We start from the raw sequence: 14,600 nt of genomic DNA, 5'->3' as shown, positions 1-14,600 counted from the left end.
ATTGCAGGAAGTTCATGTCGGAGACGCCAAGTCCAATGCGCCGTACCGCAACATTCCTCACCGCGATGGCCGCGCTGGCCTTCGTGCTTGCGCCGATGATGGCCGAGGCCCGGCCGGGGGGCGGTCGCTCCTCGGGCAGCCGCGGCAGCCAGACCTATTCCGCCCCGCCCTCGACGACGACCGCGCCGGGCGGCGGCACCCGGTTCGACCGCACCAACACCCCGCAGCCGGGGTCCAACGTGGCGCGGCCGGGCACGGCGGCGCCCGGTGCCGCGCCGCAGCGCGGCTTCTTCGGGTCGTTCGGCGGGGCGCTGCTCGCCGGCGGGCTGATCGGCGGGCTGCTCGGCTTTGGCCTGTTCGGCGGCGGGGCCGGCTTCGGCGCCATCCTCGGCATGATCCTGCAGATTGCCCTGATCGGCCTGCTGGTGATGTTCGTCGTGCGCTTCATCCGCAGCCGTCGTGCCGCCCCGGCCGGTGGCCCGGCCGCCGCCCCCTACGCGTTCCAGGCGCAGCCCGAGCCGAAGCAGTTCGGTGGTGCCATGGGTGGCGCCCAGGCGGCGCCGGCGCGGGCCGGCGGGCCGCTCGAGGTCGGCCCGGATGACTTCCAGGCCTTTGAGCAGACGCTGAAGGATGTGAACGCGGCGTGGTCGCGGCGCGACCTGAGCGCGCTGCGCGCCGTCGCGACGCCGGAGATGGTTGGCTACTTCTCGCAGGACCTGCGCGACCTCGAAGCCCGCAACTGGCGCAACGAGACGCGCGACGTCCGGCTGGAGCAGGGCGACCTCGCGGAATCCTGGAACGAGGACGGGGAGGACTACGCCACAGTCGCGATGCGCTTCTCGATGCTGGATGCGACCTTCGACAATGCGACGAACAAGGTCGTCGAGGGGAGCACGACGCAGCGCGCCGAGGCGACCGAGCTCTGGACCTTCACCCGCAAGGGCCCCGGCGGGCGCTGGATGCTGTCGGCGATCCAGCAGTCGCAGCCGGCCTGAGATAAGCTGGGGAGGGGCTTTGCCCCTCCTCAGCAAAGGCCGAAAGGCCGTTGCAAACCATCATCTGGTTGTCGGACACGTCGGCCTGAAGGATTGGTGAGGACCGCGTTGTGCGCGGCGCGGGGAAGTCCAGCCCGGCACGAGATGACGTGACGGCCGTGCGCTTCCTTCCCATCCGACGCCGGATCAAGGTTTCCAAAGGCCCTTCGGCCTTTGGTGGGGAGAGGTTCGAAGAGGGGCAACGCCCCTCTCCGTCGGACCTCAGGCCCCTTCGCATCCCTTGGCGCGAAGCGACTCCAGCACCCAGCTCCGATCATAGTTCCGGGCGTCGATCGCGGCCTGCGCCTTCTGTTCCTTGGCGTTGTGCGCCTCGGCCAGTGCGATGACCGCGGCGGCCTCGGCGCGCGGCACGACCACCACGCCATCGGCATCCGCCACGATCAGGTCGCCCGGCATCACCACCTGGCCGCCGCAGGAGACCGGGTGCCCGATCTCGCCCGGCCCGTCCTTGTAGGGGCCCGAGGGCGTCGCGCCGCAGGCCCAGACGCCGATGTCCATCGCCGCCAGCGCATCGACGTCCCGCACCGCGCCATCCAGCACGATGCCCTGCACGCCGCGTGTCTGGGCGTGGCCGATCATCAGTTCGCCCATCAGGGCGATGGACAGGTCGCCGCCGCCGTCGCCGACGATGATGTCACCCGGCTCGGCCATGTCGCAGGCGCGGTGCAGCAGCAGATTGTCGCCCGAGCGCGCCCGCACGGTGAAGGCCGGGCCGGCGATGACCTTCTTGCCGCCGAAGGGGCGGAAGCCGCCGCGCATGGTCTGCAGGCGGGACATGACATCGCCGATATTCGCGGCCGGCAGTGTCGCCGCGCGGGCGATCAGCGCCGGGTCGACGCGCTGGGTGACGGGGGCGATGCGAAAGCCGATGGGCATGAGTCTGGAAGTCCTCGGAACGTGGAAAAGCGGACGCAATCCAGCACGCGTTGCCCGGCCGCGCCAGGACTGGGCCGCCGCCCTGCGGCGTCGACAGGATCAGAGTGCCTTACGGCTGACAGGGCCGGCGTGCCCGTTCGGCAAGACAGGGCAGGCGTGCCTTACGGCACGATAGGGCGGGCGTGCCTTACGGCACGATATGGCGGGCGTGCCTTACGGCACGATATGGCGGGCGTGCCTTACGGCACGACGATCCGCATCGGTCGCGGCGCCGGCCCGATCATCACCGGCAGGCAGCCGGCCGCGTCGCCATCCGCCTGCGCGGGCAGATCCGGCCCTTCGAGCCGTACGGTTTCGGCGCAGCGGATCTCCACCCCGCGCATCCGCGGCAGCAGGCCAAGCGGCAATGCCGCCCCATAGCGCATCGCAGCCAGCACGCCGGCATCCCGGAACAGCGCGACGTGAAAGCCTTCGGTGCGGGGATCGGCCCCGGGTGCGAGCAGGAACCGCCCGGCATAGAGACGGCCCTTCGAGACGATCACGCTCGCCGCATCCTCGATACGGCCGTCGATCTCGGCGCGGATGGGGGCGAAAGGGTAGCGCGGCATTTCCCGCAGCGTCTGCAGGACATAAGCGCCCTTGCCGATGGCGCGCTTCAGGGGGCTGGAGAGGTTATGCACGACGGCGGCGTCGAAGCCGGCGCCGAGCATCTGCACGAACAGCAATTCCCGCCCATCCGGATGGCGTGCGAGGCCTGGATGCAGCAGCGCCGTGCGGCCCATCGCAAGCACCGCGGCTGCGTGCGCGGGCGCGCGCGGGATGCCGAGTTCCAGCGCCAGCACATTCGCCGTGCCGAGCGGCAATACGCCGAGCGCGGAATCGGAACCGGCGAGGCCGTCCGCCACTTCCGCGATGGTGCCGTCCCCGCCGGCGGCGACCACGATCGGCACACCGGCCGCCGCGGCGTTGCGCGCGAGCTCGGCGGCATGGCCGCGGCGCTCGGTATCCGCCACCTCCGGCCGCAGGCCGATGCCGCGCATCAGGTCGAGCGCAGCGAACAGCCGGCGGCGACGGCGCGCCCCGGCGGCGGGATTGAACACGATGAGCATGCGCGTCGGCATGGGGCAGGGCTTCTGGCAGCGCGACGGTGACGATACGGCGTCGCTTCGGCGACCGTCGCATGACAAGGCGTTCCGACAAGCCCTCGCGCTACTTCCTTCATTCAAGATTCATGCGCGGCTTCCTGATCACACTGTATCGCCGCGGCATCTGCAGCACGTCGCCGGAGTCGTGTCGAAGGCCCGGTGACGCTCCGGAGTCTGAGTCGGATGCACGAAGCCAGCCCCCGCCGCCGCTACCGCAGCATCTTCCTGTCGGACGTTCATCTTGGCACCCGCGGTTGCCGCAGCGACTTCCTGGTGGACTTCCTCAAGAAGGTCGAATGCGAGCGCCTCTACCTCGTCGGCGACATCGTCGATGGCTGGCGCCTGAAGAAGTCCTGGTACTGGGACAGCGACCATGACGAGGTGATTCGCCTGGTTCTCCGCATGGCGCGCCACGGCACCGAGGTGATCTACATCCCCGGCAACCACGATGAGATGTTCCGCGACTGGCTCGGTCTCGAGGTCGCCGGCGTGAAACTGGCGCGCGAGGCGGAGCACGAGGCCGCCGACGGCCGCCGCTTTCTTGTCATCCATGGAGACGAGTTCGACGGCGTGATCCGCTACGCCAAGGTCCTCGCCCATCTCGGCGACTGGGCCTATGACTGGGCGCTGGTGCTGAACCGCTGGTTCAACGCCGGGCGCCGCCGCTTCGGCTACCCGTACTGGTCGCTGTCGCAGTGGCTGAAGCGGCAGGTGAAGGAAGCAGTGAAGGCGATCGACCGCTTCGAGACGGCGCTCGCCACCGAAGCCAAGCGCCGCGGCCTGGATGGCGTGATCTGCGGCCACATCCACCATGCCGAGATGCGCGAGGTCGCGGGCGTTCTCTACATGAACGACGGCGATTGGGTGGAATCCTGCAGCGCGCTGGTCGAGCACGCGGATGGGCGCTTCGAGCTGGTGGACTGGGTGCAGGAGAACCGCCTGTCCTTCGCCCGCACGCCGCGCCGCGCTGCGGCCGCCACCGCCATCGAGCCGGCGGCCTGACGCCGATGGACGATGCCGGGGCCGTCCAGGCCGCAGACTGCATCGGCGCGCATCGCGCGTCGCTGCGTATCCTGATCGTGTCGGATGCGTGGTTCCCGCAGGTGAACGGCGTGGTGCGCACGATGTCGATCGTCGCCGACACGCTGCGCGCCGGCGGCGACACGGTGGAGGTCATCGGCCCCGACCGCTTCGTGAACGTCCCGATGCCGGGCTATGCCGAGATCCGCCTCGCGATCGCACCGGGGCGCCGGCTGCGCAAGCTGGTGGACGCGTTCAAGCCGGAGGTCGTGCACATCGCGACCGAGGGCCCACTCGGCTGGGCGATGCGATCGCTGTGCCGCAAGCGCGGCTGGCCCTTCACCACGGCCTTTCACACGCGCTTCCCGGAGTACCTGCACGCGCGCACGCGCATTCCCGTGGCGTGGTCCTGGGCGGTGATGCGGCGCTTCCACGAGGGCGGTGCCGGCACCTTCGCGGCAACGCTGTCGCTGCGCGAGGAACTGGTTCGCCGCGGCTTCACCAAGGTGCGGGCCTGGACACGCGGCGTCGACCTCGCCCGCTTCCGGCCGGAGCCGCGCGAACCCTGGGAAGGGTTGCAGCGGCCGGTGTTCCTCTATGCCGGGCGCGTGGCGATCGAGAAGAACATCGAGGCGTTCCTGGCGCTCGACCTGCCCGGCACCAAGGTCGTGGTCGGTGACGGGCCGGCACGCGAGGGGCTTCAGAAGCGGTTCCCGGACGTGCATTTCACCGGGTACCGCGACAACGGGAACCTGGCCCGGTCCTATGCCGGCGCGGATGTCTTTGTCTTCCCCTCGCGAACCGACACGTTCGGCCTGGTGCTGCTGGAGGCGCTGGCCTCCGGTACGCCCGTCGCGGCGTTTCCGGTGACCGGGCCGCTCGACGTGATCACCGACCCGCGCATCGGCGCGCTGGACGAAGACCTGCGCGCCGCCGCGCTGCGCGCAGTGGAAGCGGACCGCAGCGCGTGCCGGACGCATGCGGAAGCGTGGTCTTGGGAAGCATGCGCGGCGCAGTTCCGGGCCGCGCTGGTGCCGGTGGGGTGAAACGATCCCCGTGCCGCAGAGCCGTGCGCCCACCGTTGTGGACGCCGGAACTCGCGGGCGACGGCAGCAGACGCTATCGGCTACTCATGCGGAAGCGCGAAGCGACGACCTGCTGCCATGCAACGCTCAACGCATCGGCAGCGCGTAGAGCAGCCCACCATTGGTCCAAATATTGTTCGGCCCGCGCGCCAAGCCCACAGGCGTGTTCGGTCCCATGTTCCGTTCGTACATCTCGCCGTAGTTGCCCAGCGTGCGAACCACATTGTACGCCCAGGCCGAATCGAGCTTCAGAGCCTGGCCCAGTTCCGGCGTGACGCCGAGCAGCCGCCGCGTATTGGGGTTGGCCGCGGTGCGGCGTATCTCCTCGGCGTTCGCGCTGGTGATGCCCTGCTCCTCGGCCTCGATCACCGCGTTGGTGAACCAGCGCACGATGTCGAACCAGTTGTCGTCGCCGCGGCGGACATAGGCGCCATAAGGTTCCTTCGAGAATCGCTCCGGCAGCACGACCCAGTCGCCCGGATTGGCCATGGTCGAGCGCAGGGCGGCCAGCGCGCCCGCATCAAGGCCGAAGCTGTCGCAGCGCCCGGCGGCCAGGGCGCCGATCGCCTGGTCTGCGCGCTCGAACACCACCGGGCGGAACTCGGCATTGATCGACCGGAAGTAGTCCGCGGTGATCTGCTCGTTGGTCGTGCCCTGCTGCAGGCAGATGGTCGCGCCTGCGAGGTCGCGGACACGCTGGATCCCGGCATCGGCGCGGACCATGAATCCGTGCCCATCGTAGAAGTACGGCATGGTCGCCCGCAGGCCGAGTGTCGTGTCGCGCAACATGGTCATGGTGGAGACGCGGATCAGGACGTCGATCTCCCCGGACCCCAACGCGGTGAAGCGCGTGGAGGTGGCCAACGGCACCAGGCGCAGCTTGGCCGGATCGTTGAAGATGGCGGCGGCGAGCCCGCGGCACAGATCGATATCCAGCCCACGCCAATTGCCCTGGCTGTCCGGCAGCGCGAATCCCGCGACGCCTGTGCTGATGCCACAGACCAGCGCCCCGCGTGCGCGGATGGCATCGAGCGTGGGGCTCGGCTGGGTGCTCTGCTGTGCGGATGCCGGCCCGGCGAATGCTGCACCGAGCGCGACGCAGGCGGCCATGAGATGGCGCTTCAACATGATTGGCTATTCTCCCCCCAAGGTGTGATCAGCGGGTGCTTTTCGTTGCCCGCATGGATGGGCGCTTCGCGGGCGCGCGAGCCGTTCCGCGCGGCGCCGACGGACCTGCCTCGATCTCCCCGCCATCGGCGAGGCGGAGCAGGAGCATCACGATCCGGCGCCGCTCGAGGGCGGTGAACGGAGAGACACCGGCAAGTTCCATGTACCAGAGGCCTTCGACCGCAAGATGCACGATGGCGGCCCGGTCGCGGTCCATCCCGGCTGCCATCTCGCGGAAGCGGCGCGCGTAGTAGGCCTTGCCGACGCGGCGGTTCCACACGCCGGACATCTTCAGGCGCGCACTTGCGCCATCCGCCTTGGAGCGGTTGTGCAGCGAGGCGATGGCGTAGCCCTTCAGTTCGCGCGAAGGCGATTCCGGCAGTTCCTCGGTGGTCGCACGGCGAGCCTCGGCGTAGCGGTCGACCAGCCGTTCGGTGAGGGCGTCGAGCAGCGCATCCTTGCTCGGGAAGTGATACAGCAGCCCGCCCTTGCTGACGCCAGTGCGCACGGACAGCGCCTCATAGGTCAGCGCGCCCACACCGTCCTCCGCGATCAGGTCGAGCGCGGCGTCGAGCAACTGCGGCCGGAGGCTGGGACGGCCGACGCTGCGCTTCACCGGGGCTGCGTCGGGGGCGGAACGTCGTGTCATCGGCGCTTCATAGCGCGCGACGTACGCCGCTCGTCAAGGCCGTTTCTCGTAATTACTGCACCACCCGTACTGTTCCATTAAGTCGGCGCGCATGGCCGTATATGTGAGATTTCACGGAGGAACGGCGAAATGCGGCGGGGGATGATTTCTAAACCGGATGGCCGGTATGGTTTTAGCCACGGCTGCGCGCGGTGGCCGCGGTCCTGTGCGCGACGCCCACGGCCGTGCCGGCACAATCGGTCGGGGATGGCCAGCACCGCCCCGCGCCCGATCGCGTCAGAGATGGAAAGGAGGGAGCGGGGACGGCGTCAGCAGCTCTTCCGCACGCGACGGGCGGGGTCGGGAGAGGGGGCTGAGCCCCTCTCCCATCTGCATCACCCCACCGTCGGCACCACGCTCGTCCAGCCATGCGGGTCGTTGGTACGCCCATACTGGATGCCGACGATCGCGTCGTAGAGCTTCTGCGTGAGTTCGCCCGTCTCGCCGCCGTTGATCGTCACATCCTCGCCCTTGTAGCCGAGCGTGCCGACCGGCGAGACCACGGCCGCCGTGCCCGTGCCCCACATCTCCTTCAGCGCGCCGCTGCGGCCGGCTTCCATCACCTCGTCGATGGTGATGGCGCGTTCGCTGACCTTCAGCCCCCAATCGCGCATGAGCTGCAGCGTGGAGGCGCGGGTCACGCCGTCGAGGATGGTGCCGGCGAGCGGCGGGGTGATCACCTCGTCGCCGATCTTCACCATGATGTTCATGGTGCCGACCTCGTCGAGATACTTGCGGTGCACGCCGTCGAGGTAGAGCACCTGCGTGTAGCCCTGCGCCGCCGCATCCTGCTGGCCGGCGAGGGACTGCGCGTAGTTCGCCGCGGTCTTCGCCTCGCCCGTGCCGCCCTTCACCGCGCGGACATGCTTGTCGGTGGCCAGGATGCGCACCGGCTTCACGCCTTCCTTGTAGTAGGAGCCGACGGGCGAGAGGATCAGGAAGTACAGCAGGCTGTGCGCCGGGTGCACGCCGAGCATGACGTCCGTCGCGATGATGGTCGGGCGCAGGTACAGGGAGGTACCTCCCTTGCGCGGCACCCAGTCCGCATCCAGGCCGACCAGGGCGTCGAAGGAAGCGCGGATGATGTCCACCGGCACTTCCGGCATGGACATCAGCCGGGCCGAGCGGTTGAAGCGCTCCGCATGGCGGTCGGGGCGGAACAGGCGGATCTGCCCGTCATCGCCGCGGAACGCCTTCAGCCCGTCGAAGATCGCCTGGCCGTAATGCAGTACCGAGGTCGCCGGATCGAGGCTGAGCGGGCCGTAGGGCTCGATGCGCGGGTTGTGCCAGCCCTTCCCTTCCTCATGGTTCATCAGAAACATGTGGTCCGTCAGGACCTTGCCGAAGGCGAGAGTGTCGTCGGCCGGCTTCTGCTTCGGCGTCGTGGTGCGGGTGGTCGGGAACTGGGCCATGCTGCGTATCCTTCCGGAGTCTCTTGTCTTAAGCGTTCGGCGTGCTCTGTCGCGCGATGCGAGCGCCATGTTGCGAAAGAAAATTGCGTCAGACAGCCAAAAGTTAAAATGACACGTCTGATGCGTCAATGTTACTGACCAAACTGGAGGGCCACGCCAGAACATGCCAGCCAAGAGCAGCGCGCAGATCGCCGACGTCCCGGAACGCAGCAGCCTCGCCGCCGGGCGAAACCTGCTGTTCCTGCGGGAGGAGGAGCTGCGCCTCGCCCAGGACCTGCTGTTCTTCGGTTATCGGGATTTCACGGCGGGCGCGGATGAGATCCTCGTCGAGCTCGGCATGGGCCGTGCCCATCACCGCGTGCTGCATTTCGTCGGGCGCCGGCCGGGCATCACGGTCGGCGACCTGCTCGGCATCCTGGCCATCACCAAGCAGAGCCTCGGCCGCGTGTTGCAGCCCCTGGTCGAGGATGGCTACGTGACCCAGACACCCGGCCGCAACGACCGCCGCCAGCGCCTGCTGACGCTGACCGAGAAGGGCGCCGCCCTGGAACGTCGCCTGTTCGACCGCCAGCGGGAGACGGTCATGCGCGCCTATCGCGAGGCGGGCCCGGTCGCCGTCGAGGGCTTCCGCCGTGTCATGCGCGGCCTGATGGGCGACCAGGCGCGCGATGCCTGCGACGCAATCGAAGCACCCCCTGCGCAAGGTCTCGCGCGATGAACGGGACGGTGGACACGGCGCATCTGCTGGTCGTCGACGACGATGCGCGGCTGCGCGATCTGCTCCAGCGGTTCCTGACCGAGCAGGGCTTCCGCGTCACCGCCGTCGCCGATGCCGCCGCGGCGCGGGGCGCCATCGCGTCCATGACCTTCGACCTGATGGTGCTCGACGTGATGATGCCGGGCGAATCGGGCCTTAGCCTCGCCGAGTGGCTGCGGCGGGACGGCAATGAGGTGCCGATCCTGATGCTGACGGCCCGCGGCGCGCCGGACGACCGCATCGCCGGCTTCGAACATGGCGTGGACGACTACCTGGCGAAGCCCTTCGACCCCCGTGAGCTCGCGCTGCGCATCCGCACCATTCTCCGCCGCGCCGCCCCGCCGCCAGCGAGCCAGGCGCTGCCGACCGCCCCTGTGCAGCTCGGCCCCTGCTGGTTCGACATCGAGCGTGCCGAGCTGCGCGGCGGGGAGGGCATCATTCGCCTGACGGGCGGGGAGGCGGCGCTGCTCCAGGCGCTCGCCCGCCGCGTGGGGGAGGTGCTGAGCCGAGAGGAGATCGGGGCTGCCCTCGGCACGCCGGAGGCCGGCGAGCGCGCCATCGACGTGCAGGTGACGCGGCTGCGCCGCAAGGTGGAGACCGACCCGCGCGAGCCGCGCTTCATCCAGACGGTGCGGCATCGCGGCTACGTGCTGAGGCCCGGGCCGTGAGAAAAGGGGGGCGGGAGAGGAACACCTTCCCCGGATCGTGCCCCTCGACGTCGCTGCGCGCCGCTGACAGCGGCGGCCGGCGCCAAGTGACAGAAAAAGGAGGGGGTTCGGGGGGGTTCATCTCCCCCGCCCTTCCTATCTGATGGCCATGAACCGGCTTCTCCGCGGATTGGCACCGCGCGGCCTGTTGGGCCGTGCGCTGCTGATCATCCTGGTCCCGCTCGTCGTCCTGCAGATCATCTCGCTCTACCTGTTCTACGGGAACCATCTCGACGTCATCTCGCGCCGCCTCGCCGGGGGTGTGGCGGGCGACGTGGCGATGGTGGTGGAGCTGCTGGCGCGCAGCCCGAACCCGGCCGATCGCGGCTGGATCTTCCGCGAGGCCGCCTGGCGGCTGGACCTGTCGCTGGCCTTCGAAGCCGGCGCGCAGCTTGGCCCCTCCGGCAACCGCGGCGCCTCCCTGCCGCTGCTGCCGCTCGAGGAAGACCTCGACGCCGCCATGCGCGAGCGCGTGGGCCTGCCCTTCGACACCGACTGGCAGACCGACCCACGCAGCGTGATCATCCGTGTGCAACTGCCGGACGGCGTGCTGCACGCCGAGGCGCCGCGCAAGCGGCTGTTCAGCGGCACGCTGTACCTGTTTGTCATCTGGGTCGTGGGGTCATCGCTGCTGCTGTTCGGCGTCGCGGCGCTGTTCATGAAGAACCAGGTCCGCGCCGTCCGCCGCCTGGCCGATGCGGCGGAGGCCTTCGGTCGCGGGCGCGACCTTGGGCCCATGAAGCCGGAAGGGGCGGCGGAGGCGCGGCAGGCCGCGCTGGCCTTCAATTCCATGCAGTCGCGCATCCGCCGCTTCGTCGAGAGCCGGACCGAGATGCTGGCCGGCATCAGCCACGATCTGCGCACGCCGCTGACGCGGCTCAGGCTCGGCATCGCCATGCTGCCTGCCTCTGTGCAGGAAGACGCGGCGGCGATGACGCAGGATGTGGAGGAGATGGACCGGCTGATCGCCGCCTACCTCGCCTTCGCGCGCGGGGAAGGGACGGAGCAGTCGGCGCCCGCCGACCTCGCCGAGCTGGTCGAGGAGGCGGCCGCGAAGGCGCGGCGGGACGGCGCGCAGATCGAGCTGGAGGTGCCCGCGGCGCCGCTGGTGCTGCCGGTGCGCGCCGATGCGCTGCGGCGCTGCCTGGGCAACCTGCTCGACAATGCGCGCAAGCATGCGCGGCGCATCGCGATCGGCCTGTCCAGCGTGCCGCGCGGCGAGGCCGGGAGCTGGGCGATGGTGACGGTCGACGATGACGGACCGGGCATGCCGGAGGAGCAGCGGGAGGAGGCCTTCCGGCCCTTCGCGACCTTCTCGGCGGGCGGGACGGGGCTCGGGCTCGCCATTGCGCGGGACATCGCGCGGGCGCACGGGGGCGATATCGTGCTGGAGGACAGCCCCCTCGGCGGGCTGCGGGCGCGGGTCAGGCTGCCGGTCTGACGCCGGCCGCTTCGACGAGGATCCAGGCGGGGAAGCCCCCCCGCCGTGGTTGGGGTCAGGGGGTTGGCGTGGCGATCGAACAGGATGACGCCCAGGCGCTGTTCGTGCAGCCGCACGATCGGCCGTGCGCTGAAGCTGGCCTATTTCGGCGCCATGGTGGCTGATCCCGGCTGAATCATCCGGCGCTGGCCTTGGCGGGCGCGATGCTGGCGCAGCGGCTGTTGGAGGCGATGAGCGACACCACATATCGGCTCTCGGCCGCGCGCATCGTGACGGTGCTCGGGCCTTCTACATCGGCTAGGATAGCTGGCTGCTGCTCACCGACTGACCCACGCGCGGAGGAGGTTGGACATGTCCGAGACGTTGCGGCCGCTGATCCTCGACCTGGTGGCCTTCGTGGCGGAGCGCCCCCGGCCTTATGCCGAGGTGCTGGACGCTTGGCGGACGAACTGCCCGCGTCTGACGGTGTGGGAGGATGCGGTCGAAGCGGGGCTGGTCACGCTGCACGATGGTGTGGTGCAGGCGACGGATCGCGGCCGGGACGCGCTGGCGCGCCGCTGAGCGCAGTTTGCGGCGGTGACACCCCGCCACACCGGAGGCAGCGGATCGCGGCTGGGCCGCGATCCGGGAGCGCAAAGCGCGACCGCGCCCAAGCCGACCAACGCCCCGAATCCACCAGCGCATGGCGCGAAGCCAAGGCCCGCGGATGCGGGCCGCCCGGCGTCTGAGGGACGAACAAATACTCGGAAGCGGTCGCTTGCGACCGCTTCGACTACAGCTTCTCGACCTGCCCGTATTCCAGGTCGACCGGCGTCGAGCGGCCGAAGATCGAGACGGAGACCTTCACGCGGCCCTTCTCCTCGTCGACTTCCTCGACCACGCCGTTGAACGAGGTGAAGGGGCCGTCCGCGACGCGGACCTGCTCGCCGACCTCGAACACCACGGCGGGCTTGCGCGGCTTCTCCACGCCTTCCTGCACCTGCTGCAGCAGGCGCTGGGCCTCGCTGTTCGGCACCGGCTGCGGCTTGTTGCGCGCACCCAGGAAGCCAGTGACCTTCGGCGTGTCCTTCACCAGGTGCCACGCCTCGTCGGTCATCTCCATCTTCACCAGGACATAGCCGGGGAAGAACTTGCGGTCGGTATCGACCTTCTGGCCGCGGCGGACCTCGGTGATCTGCTCGGTCGGCACAAGCACGTCGTCGAACTTATCGGCCAGGCCCTTCTGGGCCGCCTGCTGCTTGATCTGCTCGGCGATCTTCTTCTCGAAGCCCGAGTAGACATGCACGACATACCACTTCTTGTCGGCCACGGTGCCGTTCCCCCTCAGCCGATCTGGAACACGAGGCGCATGATCAGCTGGATCAGCTGATCGACCACCAGGAAGAAGACCGCCGCGAGCGCCGACATCGCCAGCACCAGACCCGTGGTGACAAGCGTCTCCTTGCGGGAAGGCCAGGTGACCCTGGAGACTTCCTGTCGGACCTCCCGGACGAACTGCGCCGGATCGAGCTTGGCCAAGTCAGCTTCCTCAAGGGTTGATGCGGGATGCAGCCCAGGGCAGGGCTGCCCCCCGCCGCGACGGGTCTGCCGGCGCACAGCGGCGGATGGCAGGGGCGGAGGGTCTCGAACCCCCAACCTCCGGTTTTGGAGACCGGCGCTCTAGCCAATTGAGCTACGCCCCTCGACGCGCTCGCGCGACGGAGGGGGCGGTCTATAATTCAGCCTCGCCGCCCTGTCGAGGCTTGCGGACGGGCAGAAACCGCGCCCGGGGGCCTGCGTTGACGGTCCGGACGGATCGGATTGAGGTCAACGATGACCGCGCGGCGCATGCGGGCGATATTCCTTGATGCCATACAGGGCTTCATCGCCGACGAATGCCTGAGCCGCGCAGCGTCCATCGCCTATTTCACCCTGTTCTCGCTCTCCCCGCTGCTGGTCATCGCCATGGCGATCGCCGGCGCCGTATTCGGGGAGGAAGCGGCGCGCGGCGCGGTCGAGGAGCAGTTGCGCGGCCTGCTCGGCCGCGACGCCGCCGAGGCGATCCAGGCCGCGATCCGGGGCGCGGCCGATGTCGGCGTCGGCACCCTGGCGGGCGCGTTCGGCCTCATCATGCTGCTGCTGACCGCAAGCGGCGCGTTCGGTGAGATCCAGTCCTCGCTCAATGCCGTCTGGAAGACGGAGGTACCGGCAGGGAACGGCGTCTCGCACCTTCTGAAGGCGAAGGCGGCCGCGGTCGGGCTGGTCGCGGCGACGGGATTCCTGTTGCTGACCTCGCTGGTAGCGAGCGCGGTCATCGCGGCCATCGGCACCTGGATGCAGGGGCGGCTGCCCGGCAGTGCCGGGCTGATCGAGGCGGTGAACGCCGTGATCTCCCTGCTGCTGCTCGCGACGCTGTTCGGTGCGATCTACAAGGTCCTGCCGGACCGGCGCATCGCCTGGCGCGACGTGGCGGTGGGCGCGCTGATCACAGCGGCGCTGTTCACCGCCGGCAAATCGGCGATCGGGCTGTATATCGGCGGGGCGGGCATCGCGGGCAGCTTCGGTGCGGCAGGCTCGCTCGCCGCCGTGCTGGTGTGGATCTACTACTCCTCGCTGATCTTCCTGTTCGGCGCGGAGATCACCCGCGCCTGGGCGAATCGGGAGGGATCGCGGCAGGCACAGCCGGTGCCGGCGGTTGCACCGCCCGCCGGGCCGATCGTGATCGTGGAACGACCCGCACCGGTTCCGGAACGCGTGCCGCTCGCGGCGATCGGCGGAACACTCGCCGCGGTGGCCGGCGTGCTGATGCTGCGCGGGCCACGCCGGCGCGGGTGAGGGCGGGCGGGTTGGAGAGGGGCGCTGCCCGTCTCCAAGCCTCACCCCGCCAGGGGGTTGGACCCCCTGGACCGCAATCTGTTGGCACCGGGCATCGGGGTGGCGCGAAGTGAGGCGGGCGTGTCGGGCATGGGCTCCCAGCCGGCCTGCATGCGCCGCCTGAGACCATTGCACGCCGCCCGCATGGCCCGACACCAGTCGAGGTTTGCAAAGGCCTTTCGGCCTTTGCTGGGGAGAGGTCCGGAGAGGGGCAACGCCCCTCTCTGGTCTACCCGGCACCACAAAAAAAGCGGCGCCCGGTTCCCCGAGCGCCGCCTTCCGCGTCACCACCCTGTCGGGCGGCGGCGATTACTTCGTGATCGACGCGACGACGCCGGCGCCGACGGTGCGGCCGCCTTCGCGGATGGCGAAGCGCAGCCCCTCGTCCATCGCG

General features: G+C 69.6%; 17 protein-coding genes and 1 tRNA gene. 9 read left to right on the top strand and 9 right to left on the bottom strand.

What is annotated here, in order from left to right; all coding sequences use genetic code 11:
- The first annotated feature begins 35 nt into the window (after positions 1–35).
- Entirely contained in the window at positions 36–995 is a 960-nt protein-coding gene (locus tag GXW78_RS11290; protein WP_246522069.1) for a TIM44-like domain-containing protein, read from the top strand.
- Between the two features lie 261 nt (positions 996–1,256).
- On the opposite strand, the gene GXW78_RS11285 is transcribed toward GXW78_RS11290, so the two are convergent.
- Positions 1,257–1,931: an RraA family protein gene (locus tag GXW78_RS11285; protein WP_211868798.1), complete on the bottom strand. Its 675-nt coding sequence runs from the start codon at positions 1,929–1,931 to the stop codon at positions 1,257–1,259.
- A 239-nt stretch (positions 1,932–2,170) separates the two neighbouring features.
- Positions 2,171–3,052 (bottom strand): diacylglycerol/lipid kinase family protein, encoded by an 882-nt coding sequence (locus GXW78_RS11280; RefSeq protein ID WP_211868796.1) that lies wholly within the window; start codon positions 3,050–3,052, stop codon positions 2,171–2,173.
- Between GXW78_RS11280 and GXW78_RS11275 the strand changes: the two genes are divergently transcribed.
- Genes GXW78_RS11275 through GXW78_RS11265 form a run of 3 tightly spaced genes read left to right on the top strand, consistent with a single transcriptional unit; the run spans position 3,033 to position 5,142 of the window.
- Positions 3,033–3,239: a hypothetical protein gene (locus GXW78_RS11275; protein ID WP_211868794.1), complete on the top strand. Its 207-nt coding sequence runs from the start codon at positions 3,033–3,035 to the stop codon at positions 3,237–3,239. The two genes, GXW78_RS11280 and GXW78_RS11275, sit on opposite strands and share 20 nt — an antisense overlap.
- Positions 3,240–3,259: 20 nt before the next feature.
- Positions 3,260–4,078 (top strand): UDP-2,3-diacylglucosamine diphosphatase, encoded by an 819-nt coding sequence (locus GXW78_RS11270; protein ID WP_211868792.1) that lies wholly within the window; start codon positions 3,260–3,262, stop codon positions 4,076–4,078.
- Positions 4,079–4,083: 5 nt separating this feature from the next.
- Entirely contained in the window at positions 4,084–5,142 is a 1,059-nt protein-coding gene (locus tag GXW78_RS11265; RefSeq protein WP_246522068.1) for a glycosyltransferase family 4 protein, read from the top strand.
- Positions 5,143–5,268: 126 nt separating this feature from the next.
- Here GXW78_RS11265 and GXW78_RS11260 read toward each other — a convergent pair whose 3' ends face one another.
- From GXW78_RS11260 to GXW78_RS11250, 3 genes are all read right to left on the bottom strand, one after another.
- The gene (locus GXW78_RS11260) at positions 5,269–6,309 is read right to left on the bottom strand and encodes an amino acid ABC transporter substrate-binding protein (protein WP_211868790.1); all 1,041 of its coding nucleotides are present in this window, start codon (positions 6,307–6,309) and stop codon (positions 5,269–5,271) included.
- A 28-nt stretch (positions 6,310–6,337) separates the two neighbouring features.
- The gene (locus GXW78_RS11255; RefSeq protein WP_211868788.1) at positions 6,338–6,997 is read right to left on the bottom strand and encodes a TetR/AcrR family transcriptional regulator; all 660 of its coding nucleotides are present in this window, start codon (positions 6,995–6,997) and stop codon (positions 6,338–6,340) included.
- 374 nt (positions 6,998–7,371) lie between these two features.
- The gene (locus GXW78_RS11250; protein ID WP_211868787.1) at positions 7,372–8,448 is read right to left on the bottom strand and encodes a branched-chain amino acid aminotransferase; all 1,077 of its coding nucleotides are present in this window, start codon (positions 8,446–8,448) and stop codon (positions 7,372–7,374) included.
- Between the two features lie 163 nt (positions 8,449–8,611).
- Between GXW78_RS11250 and GXW78_RS11245 the strand changes: the two genes are divergently transcribed.
- The 4 genes from GXW78_RS11245 to GXW78_RS11230 all read left to right on the top strand — a co-directional run bounded on the left by GXW78_RS11245 (position 8,612) and on the right by GXW78_RS11230 (position 11,914).
- Positions 8,612–9,166 (top strand): MarR family winged helix-turn-helix transcriptional regulator, encoded by a 555-nt coding sequence (locus GXW78_RS11245; RefSeq protein WP_211868786.1) that lies wholly within the window; start codon positions 8,612–8,614, stop codon positions 9,164–9,166.
- On the top strand, positions 9,163–9,873 hold the full coding sequence (locus GXW78_RS11240; RefSeq protein ID WP_211868785.1) for a response regulator: 711 nt from the start codon (positions 9,163–9,165) through the stop codon (positions 9,871–9,873). The genes GXW78_RS11245 and GXW78_RS11240 overlap by 4 nt, the downstream gene beginning before the upstream one ends.
- Before the next feature lie 148 nt (positions 9,874–10,021).
- The gene (locus GXW78_RS11235; RefSeq protein WP_211868784.1) at positions 10,022–11,353 is read left to right on the top strand and encodes an ATP-binding protein; all 1,332 of its coding nucleotides are present in this window, start codon (positions 10,022–10,024) and stop codon (positions 11,351–11,353) included.
- A 351-nt stretch (positions 11,354–11,704) separates the two neighbouring features.
- The gene (locus GXW78_RS11230) at positions 11,705–11,914 is read left to right on the top strand and encodes a hypothetical protein (protein ID WP_211868783.1); all 210 of its coding nucleotides are present in this window, start codon (positions 11,705–11,707) and stop codon (positions 11,912–11,914) included.
- 211 nt (positions 11,915–12,125) lie between these two features.
- Here the strand turns inward: GXW78_RS11230 and nusG are convergent, their stop codons facing one another.
- From nusG to GXW78_RS11215, 3 genes are all read right to left on the bottom strand, one after another.
- Positions 12,126–12,662, bottom strand: a complete 537-nt coding sequence (gene nusG, locus GXW78_RS11225) for a transcription termination/antitermination protein NusG (protein WP_211868782.1) — start codon at positions 12,660–12,662, stop codon at positions 12,126–12,128.
- A 14-nt stretch (positions 12,663–12,676) separates the two neighbouring features.
- Complete coding sequence (secE, locus tag GXW78_RS11220) at positions 12,677–12,871, bottom strand: preprotein translocase subunit SecE (RefSeq protein ID WP_211868781.1); 195 nt, start codon at positions 12,869–12,871, stop codon at positions 12,677–12,679.
- Between the two features lie 87 nt (positions 12,872–12,958).
- Positions 12,959–13,035: transfer RNA gene (locus GXW78_RS11215), tRNA-Trp, on the bottom strand.
- 130 nt (positions 13,036–13,165) lie between these two features.
- On the opposite strand from GXW78_RS11215, the gene GXW78_RS11210 reads away from it, so the two are divergent.
- Complete coding sequence (locus GXW78_RS11210; RefSeq protein ID WP_211868779.1) at positions 13,166–14,167, top strand: YihY/virulence factor BrkB family protein; 1,002 nt, start codon at positions 13,166–13,168, stop codon at positions 14,165–14,167.
- Between the two features lie 348 nt (positions 14,168–14,515).
- On the opposite strand, the gene GXW78_RS11205 is transcribed toward GXW78_RS11210, so the two are convergent.
- Positions 14,516–14,600 (bottom strand): EF-Tu C-terminal domain-related protein (locus GXW78_RS11205; RefSeq protein WP_211869026.1); only part of this gene is annotated, 85 nt, incomplete at its 5' end.

This window comes from Neoroseomonas terrae (genome assembly GCF_018129025.1).
Classification (GTDB): Bacteria; Pseudomonadota; Alphaproteobacteria; order Acetobacterales; family Acetobacteraceae; genus Neoroseomonas; species Neoroseomonas terrae.
The sequence above is the reverse complement of the archived record's forward strand: the minus strand, read 5'-3'. Positions and strand labels throughout refer to the sequence as shown.